The organism is Streptosporangium sp. NPDC004631, from assembly GCF_053601935.1.
Genome location: NZ_JBSGCR010000020.1, coordinates 24,830 through 39,683 on the forward strand (window position 1 = coordinate 24,830; position 14,854 = coordinate 39,683).

The following is a 14,854-nucleotide window of genomic DNA, read 5'->3' on the forward strand; positions in this document are numbered from 1 at the left end:
CGGCCCCGCGGGCCGCCGGGCGACGAGGGACGGGCGGATCAGTAGGCGGGCAGCGCGCTCTGGCGCCTGCGGCGCAGCACCCAGGCCGCCATGACCCCGCCGACCAGCCCGAACAGATGCCCCTGCCAGGAGATGCCGGCCTCGCCGGGGAGCACACCCCAGATGATCGAGTAGTACGCCGCCGCCACGCCGAGGCCGATGAGCACGTCGAGGACGCGGCGGTCGAACAGGCCCCGGGCGACGACGAGGCCGAAGTAGCCGAAGACCAGCCCGCTCGCGCCGACCGTGATCACCGATGGCGAGCTGGCGAACCAGACGCCCAGGCCGCTGACGACGATGATGATCAGGCTGGCGAGCAGGAACCGGCCGATCCCGCGCAGCGCGGCGAGGAAGCCGAGGATCAGCAGCGGCAGCGAGTTGGCCATGAGGTGGCCGAAGCCCGCGTGCAGGAACGGTGCCACGAAGATCCCGCCCAGCCCCTGCGGATCCCACGACCTGATGCCGTAGGCGTCGAACTCGGCGGGGAGCACGTAGTCGGCGACCTCGATCACCCACATGGCCGCCACCAGGACGACGATGAGCATCAGGGCACCCGCGGCACCCGCGGCCAGGGTGCTCGCCCTGCGTCTGAGCCGCTCGCCGACGACCCCGCCCGCAGGGGTGATCCGGGTCCCGTAGTCGTTCACTGCACTCTCCTGGCCTCGGAGCGGTCACCTGGACGTCAAGTGCCCCCGCCGCACCCGTCCACACCTTTACCGTACGCACTTGTGGGGGTGGACGCGCCGGGGTGACCACCTGAATCGCTCCCCGGACGCTCCTGGGGCCTCCCGCGCGCCCCGCCCCCACCCTCCGGCGACGGACGGCAGGGGGCGGGGGACGGAGAGCCGCGGGAGGGGTTACTCGCCCTTCCAGCGGGGGGCGCGCTTCTCGGCGAAGGCCGCCGCGCCCTCCATCGCGTCCTGGGAGCCGAACACCGGGGTGATGATCTCCTGCTGCCTGGCGAACATCTCCTCCCGGCTCCAGTCGGCCGACTCGACGATCACGCGTTTGGTCGCGGCGACCGCCAGCGGGGCGTTCGCCGCGATCCGCTTCGCCAGCTCCAGCGCCCTGGGCAGCGCCTCGCCCGGGGGCGTGACGTGGTTGACCAGGCCGACCTCCCGCAGCCGGGCGGCCGGGAAGTGGTCGCCGGTCAGCGCGATCTCCATGGCGATGTGATACGGGATGCGCCGGGGCAGCCGCGCCGCGCCGCCCGCCGCCGCGACCAGGCCGCGTCTGGGCTCGGGCAGCCCGAACACGGCCTGCTCGGAGGCGACGACGAGGTCGCAGGCCAGTGCCAGCTCGAAGCCCCCGGCCAGGGCGTAGCCCTCGACCGCCGCGACGATCGGCTTCCTCGGCGGAGCCTCGACGAGGCCGGCGAACCCCCGGCCCTCGATGTACGGGAGGTCCCCGCTCAGAAAGCCCTTCAGGTCCATGCCCGCGCAGAACGTACCGCCCGCCCCGGTGAGAACGTAGGCGGAGACGTCCCTGCGCCCCTCCATCTCGTCCAGCACCGCGGCGACGCCCCGGGCGACCGCGCCGTTGACGGCGTTTCTCGCCTGGGGACGGTTGATCGTGATGACGGCCACATCGCCGTCGACGTCGACCAGCACCTCGTCGGACACCGCTGCCTCCTTCTCGCTTCCTCCCGCCCCTCGGGGTGGAGGCTCCTCGCTACTTGGGCTGGAAGCGGATGCCGCCGTCGAAACGGACGACCTCGCCGTTCATGTAGTCGTTCTCGATCAGTGAGCGGACCAGGTGCGCGAACTCGTCGGGGCGCCCCATCCGCTTGGGGAACACCACCGGGGCCACGAGCCTGGCCTTGAACTCCTCGGCGTCGGCCGCGAAACCGTAGATCGGGGTGTCGATGATGCCGGGGCAGACCGTGTTGACGCGGACGCCGACGGCGGCCAGGTCCCGCGCGGCCGGGAGGGTCATGCCGACGATGCCGCCCTTGGAGGCCGAGTAGGCGACCTGCCCTGTCTGGCCCTCCAGCGCCGCCACGGAGGCGGTGTTGACGATCACGCCGCGCTGGCCGTCCGCGTCGACCGGCTCGGTCCTCGCGATGGCGGCGGCGCCGATGCGCATGAGGTTGAACGTGCCGATCAGGTTGACCTCGATGACCTTGCGGTAGGTCGCCAGGTCATGGGGGGAGCCGTCGCGGTTGACCGTACGGCCGGCCCAGCCGATGCCCGCGCTGTTCACCACGGCGCGCAGCGGCCTGCCGGTCGCCACGGCCGCGTCCACCGCCGCCTGCACCTGCTGCTCGTCGGAGACGTCGGTCTTGACGAAGATCGCGCCGATTTCGTCGGCGAGTGCCTTGCCGCGCTCCTCGTTGAGGTCGGCGACGACCACGGCCGCGCCGTGCGCGGCGAGATCGCGGGCCGTGGCCTCACCGAGGCCGCTGGCACCGCCCGAGATGACTGCTGCTGCTCCGTTCAGATCCATGAGCGGACTTTAACCCGGAGACCGAATGAAGTTCTCCTCAGGGTGGATTAAAGCTCGCCGACCGCGCTGCCGACGTCAGGGTAGACCTTTATCCGCCGGTCGAGCCCCGTGGTACGCAGGATCCGGGCCACCGGGGCCTGCGGCGCCGCCAGGGAGACCCCTCCCCCCTCACCCGTGGCCAGTCGCCACGCCTCGATGAGCACGGACAGGCCGCTGGAGTCCATGAACGACAGGGCGGTCAGATCCAGGACCAGTCTGGCGCCGTCGAGTTTGATGGCGTCCCGGACCTCGTCTCGCAGGAAGGGGGCGGTGAACAGATCGAGTTCGCCCTCGACGGCCACCACCACGGCATCACCGACCGCGCGACGAGCCAGCCGTAGCTTCATCAAATCTCCTTGAGCGTGGAGACCTCCGCCTTCGGGCGGGGGAGGAAACGCGGCGCGGTGCCGGGCGGTTCGGTAGGGTGTCCGGTGGCGCGGACGGCCAAGCCTCCGGGCGCGTTGGTCGCGGTGTCCTCGCCGCGAGGCGTGCGGAGCGGTGAAGCGCCTCCGGGGCCTGTGGAGCCGGGGTAAGACCTCAACGAGAGACTCTCCTCTCTGACGGGCGACTGGCGGTGAGACAGGACCCCTCACGGGTGCCCATGAGAATCCCCCTCGTTCACGAAGGGGAGGATTCAACAGTCCTCCCCGCCCATGAGGCAGACCCAACTTTACTTCGCCGTCACCTTATGCGAGGTCGCGCGACTCCACGATCCGTCCTCCGTCGCCGACGGATCTGCCGCCCTCATCATCCCCCGCGCCTGAAAGATCATACATAGCACGAATAAGGGGTCATATAAACCTTCACATCGGCGTGTCGTGACATACGTCCGATTTCAGGATGGGTGGCCTGAGCGAGGGGGTGCGAAGCCGTACGGCAGCTCCAGCCGGTGGGCGGCGAGCAGCTCGGCGTCGGAGAGGATCTCCCCGGTCGGCCCGTCCGCGGCGATCGTCCCGTCGGAGAGGATGAGCGCGCGGTCGCACAGCTCCAGCGCGTACGGCAGGTCGTGGGTGACCATGAGCACGGTCACGTCGAGGCTCCGGAGGACGTCGGCCAGCTCCCGGCGGGAGGCGGGGTCCAGGTTCGACGACGGCTCGTCCAGCACCAGGATCTCCGGCTCCATGGCCAGCACGGTGGCCACCGCCACCCGGCGGCGCTGGCCGAAGGACAGGTGGTGCGGCGGCCGGTCGATCGTCTCCAGCATGCCCACCCGCTCCAGCGCGCCCTTGACCCGGCGCTCCAGCTCCTCTCCCCCGATCCCGAGGTTGGCCGGGCCGAAGGCCACGTCCTCCCGGACGGTGGGCATGAAGAGCTGGTCGTCGGGGTCCTGGAAAACGAGCCCCACCCGCCTGCGGATCTCCTTCAGCGAGTCCTTGGCGACCGGCAGCCCGGCCACGGTCACCGTGCCGTGCCCGGCGGTCAGGATGCCGTTGAGATGCATGACCAGCGTGGTCTTGCCCGCGCCGTTCGGCCCGAGCAGCGCGACCCGCTCCCCACGCCCGATCTGGAAGTCCACGCCGAACAGCGCCTGCGTGCCGTCCGGATAGGCGTACGCCAGACGGCTCACCTCAAGCGACGGTGTCACTATGCCAACCCCCAGGTCCCGAGCAGCGCCACGAGCGCCGCACCGGGCAACATACCCGCGACGAGCCACTGCCGCGCGGACGCCGACAGGTCCTGGATGATCGGCATCGAGCCGCTGTAGCCTCGGCTGAGCATGGCCAGGTGCACCCGCTCACCCCGCTCGTAGGACCGGATGAAGAGCGCTCCGGCCGACCTGGCGACCACCGGGATGTGGCGCACGTCCCTGGCCGTGAACCCCCGCGACTCCCTGGCCACCCGCATCCGGCGCATCTCGTCGACGATCACGTCCATGTAGCGGAGCATGAACATCGCGATCTGCACCAGCAGCGGCGGCAGCCGGAGCCGTTGCGCGCCCAGCAGCATCAGCCGGGGCTCGGTGGTGGACGCCAGCAGCACGCTGGCGACCACACCCAGGGTGGCCTTGGCCAGGATGTTCCAGGCCGACCAGAGCCCCTCGGCGCTGAGCGACAGGCCCAGGAGGGAGACCCGCTCGCCGAACCCGATGAACGGCAGCGCCACCGCGAACACCACGAACGGGATCTCGATCACCATCCGGCGCAGCACGGAGAGCGCGGGGACCCGGGCGGCCGCCGCCACCGCGGCCAGCAGCAGCGCGTAGAGCCCGAAGGCCCAGAACCACTCGCGCGGCGTGGCCACCACCACCAGTGCGAAGGCCGCCACCGCCGCCAGCTTGCACTGGGGCGGCAGCCGGTGGACGAGGGTGTCGCCCGCCCGGTAGATCTGGTGGTGGTGACCCGCGCCCACTACGCGGAGACCTCGTCCTTGGAGGCGTGCCTCTCGGCGAGACGACGGACCGCGAAGAACAGCGCGGCGCCGACCACCAGGGTCACCACGACGCCGATCAGGCCCGCCACGCCGACCGGGATGCCGCCCACCTCGCCGTAGTCGGCGAGCGGCTGCCCGGCCAGGGCGTGGTCGGTGGCGTGGCCGATGAAGCCCTTGTCCTCGGCGACCCGCTCCAGGCCGTCGGGCGAGGAGGAGGCGTAGAAGCTGACGGCCCCCGCCAGCAGCGCCGCCACCGCGATGCCGACCGGCAGGAACCAGCCGAGGCGGCGCGGCCCGGCCTGCGCCCGCACTCGCGTCTCGGCCCCGGCCTCAACCTCTGCCGAGCTCCGGGCCGGAGTCCGCTGGGCCGGGGTACCGGCCGAGGTCTGCCGGACGACCGTGGCGTCGCCGTCGGCGCCGCGCAGCACCAGCGGAGCGGCCAGGCCGCGCGCGCCGTACACCAGGTCGGGCCGGATCGCCAGGACGGTGCTGACGGTGACCGCGGTGATCAGGCCCTCTCCGACGCCGATCAGCACGTGCACCCCGCCCATGGCGGCGGCCACCGTGCCGACCTCGATGGGCGCGGTGCCCCCGATCCAGAAGAGCAGGGTGAAGGCCAGCGCCGCGGCGGGCACCGAGACCAGTGCCGCGACGAACGAGGCCGCCACCACAACACCCCTGCTCCGTGTGCTCCGGGTGATCAGGCGGAAGACCGTCCAGCCGACCACGACGGCGACGATCCCCATGAGCGTGATGTTCACCCCCAGCGCGGTCAGGCCGCCGTCGGCGAAGAAGAAGCCCTGGACGAGCAGGACCACGGCCATGCAGAGCACGGCCGTGTACGGCCCGACGAGTATCGCGGCGAGCGTGCCGCCGAGGAGGTGGCCGCTCGTGCCCGCGGCGACCGGAAAGTTGAGCATCTGCACGGCGAAGATGAAGGCGGCCACCAGCCCGGCCATGGGCGCGGTCCGGTCGTCGAGCTCGCGGCGGGCGCCGCGCAGACAGACCGCGACACCGGCCGCCGCGACGGCGCCGGCCGAAATCGACACGGCTACATTGAAAAAGCCATCGGGTACGTGCACGACAAGCCTCCGAATTGCGGAATCGTTCCCACTTTAGGCCATGAGCTTGTAGTTGCAAGGGAGTGGCATTAGCGAAGCATCCGGCGGATCAGCGCCCAGGGGGTGTAGGTCCTGACCACCGTGCTGAGCCGCCCCTTCCCCGCCGTGGCGTAGGGCCTGACGCTCCGCAGGATCGGCCCCCGCCACCAGGTGCGCGGCGGCGCAATCGTCTCCGCGGCGGCGTCGATCCGGAAGCGCACGGGCGGCCCCCCCAGATCCAGCTCCAGGTAGGCGTCCCACGTGCCCGGCCCCAGCCGGCCCAGCGCCTGCCGGGCGGCGAACGCGCCACCGGCCCCGGCCTCGACGGGCTCGCGCCGCTCCCGCCCCGACCACCGCTCCCGCCACACCAGATGCCGTACGGCGTGCGCCTGCGGCACGGCCGAGCCCACGCCGACCTCACCGGCGAGCATCAGCCGGTGCCCGATCGACCAGCGCGTCCGGGTCAGCCGCGCGCTGCCGGGCACGCTCACCACGTGCCCGCCGACGTCGAGGCTGAGGTTGCCGTGCGGCCGGGTGAAGTACGGCAGCACGACGACACCGTCGATCACGCGGGGCGCCGGCGGGGCGATCCGCCCGTCGCGGTCGGCGCCGAGCCGGGCGACACGGGTGATGCCCTCGCACTCGACGGTGAGGTGAACGTCCCACACGCCCGAGGGCAGCCCCGCGACGTCGACGAGGCCGGTGAACCCTCCGGCGTCGCCGGTGACGGGGACCACGAGCTCGGCGGCCCCCGCCGCCCCGCCGTACGGCTCGGCGCCGCCTGAGCGCGGGGAGGCACCCGAGCGCTCGGCGCCGCCCGGCCTGCGCCGCAGCACGAGGGCCAGACCGCCCACCGCCAGCTCGGGGCGGTCACGCTGCTCCAGCACACTCAGCGCGACCGCGCCGGAGACGGTCAGCCGGCCGTCCTGCCCCCACCGCACTCCGGTGAGCTCCCTGCGGATGACGGCCGACTCGATGTGCGCCAGCCGTACCAGGCGGTCGATGTCCTGAAGCGCGGTGATCCGGCTCCGGTCGATGGGGCCGAGCCGCTCGCGGACCCCGTCGGTCAGCCAGCGCTCGCACATGTCGGTCACCTCGGCCACGATCTCCTTGCGCTGGACCTCCTCCGCCTCCAGAAAGGGCCTGCCGAGGCTACCGAAGGCGTCCAGCCGGAAATGGCGCCGGAGCAGGTGGTCGCGGAGCGCGCCCGGCCGTACGTGAGCGACCATCAGCTCGACCACCTGCTTGATCATCCGCAGCCAGAAGACCGGGTCGCGACTGCCCGGCCGCTGCATGATGCTGCTGCCGTCGGGCCGGGCGACCAGGTGGTAGCAGTCGTAGTCGGCGACCACCGAGATCACCGCGGCGTGGCAGTAGGCGTGGGCGGTGAAGAAGACGTCCTCCCCCACCAGCAGCGCCTCGTCGAAGCGGATGACGTGCCGCTCCAGCATCTCCCGGCGGAACAGCTTGAAACAGCTCAGGCTGTTGTAGACCGCGCTGTCGCCGAGCGCCACCCGGTCGGCGCTCTGCCGGAACATCGAGACCGGCGCCCTGCGGTCGTGCCCGACGACCTTTCCGAGGACGATGTCCGAGCCGTTGCGCTCCGCCATCGCGAGCATCCGCTCCAGCGCCTCGGGGCCGAGATAGTCGTCCGCGTCGCAGAAGAACACGTATCTGCCGCGGGCGTGCGCGAGCCCCACGTTGCGGGGGCGGCCCGCGCCGCCGGAGTGGGCCTGCCGGACGACCCGGATGACCCCTCGGTGGTAGGAGGCGTAGAGGTCGAGCAGTTCGGCGCTGCCGTCGGTGGAGCCGTCGTCCACCACGACGATCTCCTTGCCGACCCGCTGGACCAGCAGCGAGGTCAGGCACCTGTCCAGATAGGGACGGCAGTTGTGGACGGGGACGACGACGCTGACGTCGATGTCGGCCCGGCCCGCCTCCTCCATCGTCGCCCTGTCCTCCCGGACGCCCTTTCCCATGGCCCTTCCACCCCGCTCGGCCACGGTCCCCCCGGCCGGCGCGGCTCCCCCGGCCACCCCCGCGGCCTCGCCACCCTGCTTCGTGCGGACTCGTTGAAGCATCGTCCCCGTCACCGCCGTGCCCCTCGTCGGTCACTAAACGCTTATGTAGCGTTTCAGTATGTGACGAAGGGTGGCCCGTGCGTGGCCGAACGCCGTATCCGGCCCGGCTACGCCTCGCCGTCCGGCCGGAGGTCGTTCTCGCCGTCGCCGCGCAGCCTCCGGGCCGCGTCGAGCACGTGCGTGTGGTAGCGCCGCCGTGCCAGCCGTACGAGGTGGTAGAGCACCAGCGCCAGGCCGATCATCAGCGCGAACAGGTGCAGGGGGAAGATGACCACGGTCGCGCTCCGGCTGGACGGCCCGCCCGGCCCCGGGATCGACACCTTCGGATGGCAGACGCACATCAGGGGCGGATCCGCCCACCGGACGGCGACGTTCCGGCTGGTCCCGCGGAGCACGGTGAAGTCGGGGAACGGGACCTCCCGCCCGTCGACCTCGACGCTCAGGCCGTCCCGGCCGAAGAAGTCACGGTGCACGGTGCCCACGTTGTCGACGGTGACCCCGAAATCCACGGGGCCGCTCATCACGAAGCCGGGAGAGCGCAGGCCGCCGAGGCGCAGGGAGGTGTCGATCGGCCCCGGGACGGTGATGTAGACCGGCGCCCCGATAGCCCGGTTGATCTTGATGTTGTAGGCGGTGGCGCGGGGGGCCGGCGGCGCCACGAAGAGAACCGCGACCTCGTGCTCGCCGTTGTCCAGATCCACCGGAGGGTCGATCCGTACGGCGACCGGCCGCCCCTCGCCGGGGGCCAGGTGGAATTTCGCGGGACTGACCTCGACCCACTCGGCCGCCGAGTGGGGGGCGCCGGCGTCGAGGATCATCCTCCCGTCTTCGCTCATGGTGAAGCTCGCCCGGTTCACCACGACGTCGACCGGCAGCCGCCCCCCGTTCTCGACCTGGAACGTCTGAACACGGCCGAGTTCGTCCGGCCCCACGATGAGCCTCGTCGGGCTCACCGTCAGAGAGAAGTCAGGCGCGGGGACCACGCCTGACGCCCCCGATGCTCCCGGACCCACCGCCGGCACCACGCCGCCCGCCATCAGAAGCGCGGCGATCGTGCGCTGAAGCCTTCCGGCCACTGCGCGGCCCTCCCGTGCGGTCGTTGGACGAGTGATCTATGAAAGACGAGCGGGTGTCACAGGGTGGTCGTGACGTAGTTGATCGTTCCGCTGTAGGTGTCCGGGCGGATGAAGGGAACGGTGATCCGATAGTTGTGGTTGATGACGTCGCCGTCGGGGTCCGACGCCGACGTCTTGCGCGCCACCTCCAACGGGGTGTCGGGCGTCAGGGCGGCGAACGTGCCCGCCTGCGCGGGGCCGTTGACCTCCAGCAGGGTCATCGGGATGGAGTCGGTGTTTCCCACGATCGCGCCGACCAGGGTCGCGGCGGCCGGTTGGACGGTGACGTTGTAACCGGCGAAGTTGTTGGTCGTCACCCTCATCGTGACGGGGGTGCCGGTCGTCACCGCGGCCCCCGGGTTGCCGGTCAGGGTGAACGAGGGGCTCAGCTCACTCAACGTGATCGACAGGCCCACCTGGACGTTCGCCGTCGTGCTTCCGGTGTCCGTGTCCGCCCGGGCCGGCGCCGTCCGCCCGGAGAGGCCTCCGACCGTGGCCCCCGCCACCAGCAGGCCCACCAGCAGCGGTCTGACTCTGGAAACTGTCGCCATAGGATCCCCCCAAGATCTTTTTCACCGATAGTAGCTATTCGACTACGTTGAGTGCAAGTTCCATGGAGGTCGTGTTCTTGCCCCGCTGGGCGACTTATAGGTTTATGTCGTCAATTGCGTCGCATATGAGCGGACAATTTCCATCACCCGCCGTCGGCGGCGAGCCGCGCCTCGACCTCGGTGAGCGCGCGCCGCCACGGATAGACGTCAGAACGGTCGTCTCCGGAACCGAGCGGATGCGGGCCGGACTCTCCCGGACGGGGAAGAACACACACGTTCTCGGCCCGGAGCGTCTCGACGCTCCGGCGGAACGGGACCCTAGAGGCGAGGGCGTCGTTGACGAAGGGCACCACGACCACGGGGATGCCCAGGCCGGGGGCTTCGGCCAGCAGTCCGAGGGCATAGGTGTCGGCGATGCCGCGGGCGAACTTGTTGACGGTGTTGTAGGTGGCCGGGGCGACGATGATCGCGTCGGCCCGCGGGGGCTTGGGCTCGTCCGGCGTGCGGTAGCGGCTGCGCACCGGGCGGCCGGTCCGCGCCTCCAGGGCCGGGACGTCGACGAAGGCGAGGGCCGACGGGGTCGCGACGATCTGGACGGCCCACCCCCCGTCCTGGGCGAGCCCGACCAGACGGCCGACATCACCGGCGGCGCCCGCCGCGCACACGACGATGTAGAGCACACCTCTGGACCGCGTCATCGACGTTCCTCCACCGGGAGCCGGGGTTCCGCCACGGGGCGCGGGGGCGCCTCCCCCGAGGCGCCGGAACCGCTCCACGAGACCTTGGAGGGGACCCGGGCCACGCCATGAGGCGTCGAGCTCCCCCATAGAGCTTCTACCACGGAGCCTTTCCACCGCGAAGGACGGGACCTCGGCACCGCTGTGGAGAGCCGGGGGCGGGGACGCGCTCACCGGCGCGGTCTCCGTCATCACGAGACCACGGGACAGCCCGGAAGCCCCCCACCGGGAACGTTTAGCTCAGCGTGATCACACCATGGGTTTGTCCGGTGCCCAATGCAGTGAAAGACCTCCGGTATGACTGGCAATCGAGGTCCCGGGGCGCCCGGACTCACCTCTGCCCTGGCGCTCATGGTCGTGTGCGGGCTGCTCGCGGCCCCCCGTACCTCCGCCACGGTCGACTCCTCGAAACCGCGGATCGGTTCCTCGAAACCGCGACCGGCCTCGAACGCGTCTCCGCGTTTCAGGCAAAGATCACGATCCACCTCGACCACGCCCCTCCAGTTCCGGCTGGAGGCGGCGGAGAACTCAAGCGAGGCCGTCCACGACGGCCGCAGGGTCCGCGGGCGGTTCACCGTCAAGGTGAACGTGCAGAACCTGAACGACAGGCCCGTGACGATCTCCGGAATAGGCCGGAACGGGCCGGGGCTGAGACTCCTGTCTCCCCTCAGGCGCCCGCCCCGGACGCTCCAGCCGGAGCAGACGTCGGGTTTCGAGCTGAAATACCGGGTCACCGGATGCGGGGCCGTCCCCGTGGGGGACTGGCCGATTCCCATCCGCGTGAAGGCGAACGGCGGCGAGAGAACCGCCTACGCCCCCCTGACGATGACCGCCGTCAACCCGGTGAACGACCAAGACGAAGGGGAGCCCGACGGCCAACCCTGGCAGACCGTTCTGACCACCCAGGTCTGCGACCTCTGACAGCCACACCGCCCACGAGGACGGTGATTCCGGCCACCCGCGCCCCCCGGCGGGTCTGCCGGCCGTCCACCACGTCGGCCGGTCGGGGACGGTCCCCTAAAGTCACAGCCGTGACTGTCGCACGCTCCCTCCTGCTGTTCCTGCTGGCCGCCCTCGCCGAGATCGGCGGGGCCTGGCTGGTCTGGCAGGGGGTGAGAGAACACCGCGGGCTGCTCTGGGCCGGAGCCGGATTCGTCGCCCTGGGCCTGTACGGGCTCGTGGCCACCCTGCAACCGGACGCCGACTTCGGCCGCGTCCTCGCCGCCTACGGCGGGGTGTTCGTCGCGGGCTCACTCGTGTGGGGCATGGCGGTGGACGGGTTCCAGCCCGACCGCTGGGACGTCATCGGAGCCACCGTCTGCCTACTCGGCGTACTCGTCATCATGTACGCCCCACGCGGTTGACCAGAGCTGGGGCAACCCCCGCGAGGACAGCGAGAGCCCGCAAGGATCTCGGGGGCCGTGGCATGATGGTCATCCGAAGGGTTTTTCAGCAGACCTCCCGGGTTTACTGAAAAATTCCGCCGGAACGCCTCAGCGGGAAGACGCTTGAGCTGCGACTTTACCCTGGGGGTCCTCATCACCCCTACGAGGGGTCGCAACCGGCAACACCCTGGTGGCCTTCACCGGAGCGAGTCTCAAGGAGTCGATGTCCCGCATGAGGAACTCCTCCACGCGGGCGGCGCTGATCTACCAGCACGCCGGTCAGGACCGGGACAGGGCCATCGCCCAAGCCCTCGGGAAGGCGTTCGGAAAGGCACGGGCCGACGGGCGTGGAAAGCCATCGGGCACGCAACGGGCACGGAAGATCATAAAGGTCCGGTGAATGACAAAAGGCCAGGTCCCCGATTATCGGGTGACCTGGCCTTTGCTATACGAGCCGACGAGGGGAATCGAACCCCTGACCTACAGTTTACAAGACTGTCGCTCTGCCGATTGAGCTACGTCGGCACGGTCGCCTGATGAGTGTAGTCCGCTTACGCCTCAGGCGTCACCGCTGGGAGCACAGAACGCTAGCGGCGGCGGTGGCGGGCCACCTCGTACAGGGCGATGCCCGCGGCGACGCCCGCGTTGAGCGACTCGGCCGCGGCGTTCATCGGGATGCGGACGACCAGGTCACAGGAGTCGCGGACCAGGCGGGACAGACCCTTGCCCTCCGAGCCTACGACGACGACCAGCGGGCCGTCGAGGAGGTTGGCGTTCTCAAGGTCGACCGTTCCCTCTCCGTCCAGGCCGATCACGAACAGGCCGGCCTCACGGTAGTCGCGCAGGGTCGCGGTCAGGTTGACGGCGCGGGCGACGGTGAGGGTGGCCAGCGTGCCGGCGGAGGTCTTCCAGGCGCCGCCCGTCACCCCGGCCGAACGACGGGAGGGGACAAGCAGGCCGTGGGCGCCGAAGGCCGTGGCGGAGCGGGCGATGGCACCGAGGTTTCGCGGGTCGGTGACGCTGTCGAGGGCGACGATCAGCGGCACCTCGGCCGCGTCCTGGGCGAGGCGGATCAGATCCTCGGGGTGGGCGTACTCGTACGCCGGGATCTGCAGGGCGACGCCCTGGTGGATCGCCCCCTCGGTGACGCGGTCCAGCTTCTCCCTGCCGACCTCCAGCATCGCGATGCCGCGGTCGGCGGCGATCCGGACGGCCTCTTTGACCCGGTCGTCGTTGTCGATGCGCAGGGCCACGTACAGCGTGTTGGCCGGCACACCGGCGCGGAGCGCCTCCAGCACGGGGTTGCGTCCGCCGATGTACTCGGGGGCGTCCTCGCTCCGCCTGCCGCGGGGCGCGGGGCGTACGGAGGAGGGGGAGGAGGGCCGGCCGCCCTTCTCCTCCCGCTCGATCCGCTCGGCGCGGGACTTGTCCTTGTGCCAGTGGCGCATGTGCGCCGGGGGGGTCGCCCCCTTGCCCTCCAGACCACGGCGGACGTTGCCGCCCGTACCCTTGGTCGGACTCTTCTTCTTCGCGGGTCGCCCGGACCCTCTACCGCCACCAGCCATGCTGTCTAGGGTACGGCCTGCTTTTACCGCGAAAGTTCCCAACGGGGTCCCTGGGCGGTGTCCTCCACCAGGATCCCGGCCTCGGCGAGCCGGTCGCGGATGCCGTCGGCCGCCGCGAAGTCCTTACGGGCCCGTGCCGCCTGGCGCTGCTCCAGAGCCACGCGGACCAGCGTGTCCACGGTCGAGTGCAGCTCGGATCCGCCGCCGGAGGAGCGCCACTGCTCCGAGCGCGGGTCCAGGCCGAGCACGTCGAGCATGTTCTGCGTCTCGGCCAGCAATCTGGCGACCTGTTCCTTGTTGCCCTGGGCCAGCGCGACGTTGCCCTCCCGGACCACCTCGTGCACCACGGCGAGTGCCTGGGGGGTGCCCAGGTCGTCGTCGAGCGCGTCGGCGAACGCCTGGGGCAGCGGCGCGTGCGCGTCCACGTCGTGGATCACCTCGGCCGCCCTGGTGACGAAGCCCTCGATGCGCTGGTAGGCCGAGGCCGCCTCGAAGAGCGCCTCCTCGGAGTACTCGATCGCCGAGCGGTAGTGCGGGGCCGCCAGGTAGTAGCGGAGCTCGACCGGCCGGACCTTCTTGGTCACCTCGGGGACCAGCAGGGAGTTGCCGAGCGACTTGCTCATCTTCTCCGCGCCGATCTTGAGCATGCCGTTGTGCATCCAGTAGCGCGCGAAGCCGTCCCCGGCCGCCTGCGACTGGGTCAGCTCGTTCTCGTGGTGCGGGAAGATCAGGTCGACGCCGCCGCCGTGGATGTCGAAGGTCGGCCCGAGATACTTCGTCGCCATGGCGGAGCACTCCAGGTGCCAGCCGGGACGGCCACGGCCCCACGGGGTCGGCCAGGTCGGCTCCCCGGGCTTCTCGCCCTTCCACAGCGCGAAGTCGCGCGGGTCGCGCTTGGCCGAGTCGTTCTCGGTGTCACCGGCGCCCCGGAGGTTCTCCAGCCTCTGGTTGGAGAGCGAGCCGTACCGGTCGGCGTAGGACATCACGTCGAAGTAGACGTCCCCGCCGGAGGCGTAGGCGTGGCCGGCCGCGATCAGCCGCTCCATCAGCTCGATCATCTCGGGCACGTGGCCGGTGGCCCGGGGCTCCACGGTCGGCGGAAGGCAGCCGAGCACCTGGTAGGCCCAGGTGAAGGCGCGCTGGTTACGCTCGGCGACGACGAACCACGGCACGCCCTCGGCCGCCGCGACCCGAATGATCTTGTCGTCGATGTCGGTGACGTTCCGGCAGAAGGTCACCTGGTAACCCGAGCGGACCATCCACCGGCGGAGCACGTCGAAGTTGACGCCGGAGCGAATGTGGCCGATATGCGGGGGAGCCTGCACGGTGGCACCACACAGGTAGATCGACGCCCGGCCGGATTCGACCGGAACGAATTCACGGACCGTACGTACGCTGGTGTCGTATAGGTGCAGGCTCACGGAGGC

General features: G+C 70.8%; 15 protein-coding genes and 1 tRNA gene. 2 read left to right on the plus strand and 14 right to left on the minus strand.

Translation table 11 applies throughout. From position 1 onward, the window contains the following. Nucleotides 1-38: 38 nt before the first annotated feature. The 11 genes from ACWEF2_RS20305 to ACWEF2_RS20355 form a co-directional block, all read right to left on the minus strand. Nucleotides 39-686: a rhomboid family intramembrane serine protease gene (locus ACWEF2_RS20305; RefSeq protein WP_453817310.1), complete on the minus strand. Its 648-nt coding sequence runs from the start codon at nt 684-686 to the stop codon at nt 39-41. Between the two features lie 210 nt (nt 687-896). Then, nucleotides 897-1,661 carry a crotonase/enoyl-CoA hydratase family protein gene (locus tag ACWEF2_RS20310; protein WP_453817312.1) on the minus strand — a complete coding sequence of 255 codons (765 nt, stop codon included), beginning with the start codon at nt 1,659-1,661 and terminating at the stop codon, nt 897-899. Between the two features lie 49 nt (nt 1,662-1,710). Further along, the gene (locus ACWEF2_RS20315) at nt 1,711-2,484 is read right to left on the minus strand and encodes an SDR family NAD(P)-dependent oxidoreductase (RefSeq protein ID WP_453817314.1); all 774 of its coding nucleotides are present in this window, start codon (nt 2,482-2,484) and stop codon (nt 1,711-1,713) included. 47 nt (nt 2,485-2,531) lie between these two features. After that, nucleotides 2,532-2,870, minus strand: coding sequence for an STAS domain-containing protein (locus ACWEF2_RS20320; protein ID WP_453817316.1), 339 nt, complete (start codon nt 2,868-2,870; stop codon nt 2,532-2,534). Nucleotides 2,871-3,358: 488 nt separating this feature from the next. Beyond that, complete coding sequence (locus ACWEF2_RS20325; protein ID WP_453817317.1) at nt 3,359-4,108, minus strand: energy-coupling factor ABC transporter ATP-binding protein; 750 nt, start codon at nt 4,106-4,108, stop codon at nt 3,359-3,361. Then, on the minus strand, nt 4,108-4,872 hold the full coding sequence (gene cbiQ / locus ACWEF2_RS20330; protein ID WP_453817319.1) for a cobalt ECF transporter T component CbiQ: 765 nt from the start codon (nt 4,870-4,872) through the stop codon (nt 4,108-4,110). Before cbiQ ends, ACWEF2_RS20325 begins: the two co-directional genes overlap by 1 nt. Further along, nucleotides 4,872-5,942 (minus strand): energy-coupling factor ABC transporter permease, encoded by a 1,071-nt coding sequence (locus ACWEF2_RS20335; protein WP_453817321.1) that lies wholly within the window; start codon nt 5,940-5,942, stop codon nt 4,872-4,874. Before ACWEF2_RS20335 ends, cbiQ begins: the two co-directional genes overlap by 1 nt. Before the next feature lie 101 nt (nt 5,943-6,043). Next, entirely contained in the window at nt 6,044-8,074 is a 2,031-nt protein-coding gene (locus tag ACWEF2_RS20340) for a glycosyltransferase family 2 protein (protein WP_453817323.1), read from the minus strand. A gap of 107 nt (nt 8,075-8,181) precedes the next feature. Further along, a complete protein-coding gene (locus ACWEF2_RS20345; RefSeq protein ID WP_453817325.1) occupies nt 8,182-9,150 on the minus strand; it encodes a hypothetical protein in 969 nt (322 codons plus the stop codon). A gap of 56 nt (nt 9,151-9,206) precedes the next feature. Next, complete coding sequence (locus ACWEF2_RS20350) at nt 9,207-9,740, minus strand: hypothetical protein (RefSeq protein ID WP_453817327.1); 534 nt, start codon at nt 9,738-9,740, stop codon at nt 9,207-9,209. A gap of 143 nt (nt 9,741-9,883) precedes the next feature. Continuing rightward, nucleotides 9,884-10,438: a flavoprotein gene (locus ACWEF2_RS20355; RefSeq protein ID WP_453817329.1), complete on the minus strand. Its 555-nt coding sequence runs from the start codon at nt 10,436-10,438 to the stop codon at nt 9,884-9,886. Nucleotides 10,439-10,774: 336 nt separating this feature from the next. Between ACWEF2_RS20355 and ACWEF2_RS20360 the strand changes: the two genes are divergently transcribed. Both ACWEF2_RS20360 and ACWEF2_RS20365 read left to right on the plus strand, forming a co-directional pair. Further along, complete coding sequence (locus tag ACWEF2_RS20360; RefSeq protein ID WP_453817331.1) at nt 10,775-11,398, plus strand: hypothetical protein; 624 nt, start codon at nt 10,775-10,777, stop codon at nt 11,396-11,398. Between the two features lie 110 nt (nt 11,399-11,508). Beyond that, nucleotides 11,509-11,841, plus strand: a complete 333-nt coding sequence (locus ACWEF2_RS20365; RefSeq protein WP_453817333.1) for a YnfA family protein — start codon at nt 11,509-11,511, stop codon at nt 11,839-11,841. A 473-nt stretch (nt 11,842-12,314) separates the two neighbouring features. Here ACWEF2_RS20365 and ACWEF2_RS20370 read toward each other — a convergent pair. The 3 genes from ACWEF2_RS20370 to cysS all read right to left on the minus strand — a co-directional run bounded on the left by ACWEF2_RS20370 (nt 12,315) and on the right by cysS (nt 14,848). After that, nucleotides 12,315-12,387: transfer RNA gene (locus tag ACWEF2_RS20370), tRNA-Thr, on the minus strand. Between the two features lie 62 nt (nt 12,388-12,449). Further along, nucleotides 12,450-13,427, minus strand: coding sequence for a 23S rRNA (guanosine(2251)-2'-O)-methyltransferase RlmB (gene rlmB / locus ACWEF2_RS20375; protein WP_453817335.1), 978 nt, complete (start codon nt 13,425-13,427; stop codon nt 12,450-12,452). 23 nt (nt 13,428-13,450) lie between these two features. After that, complete coding sequence (gene cysS / locus ACWEF2_RS20380; protein ID WP_453817337.1) at nt 13,451-14,848, minus strand: cysteine--tRNA ligase; 1,398 nt, start codon at nt 14,846-14,848, stop codon at nt 13,451-13,453. Nucleotides 14,849-14,854 lie beyond the last annotated feature (6 nt).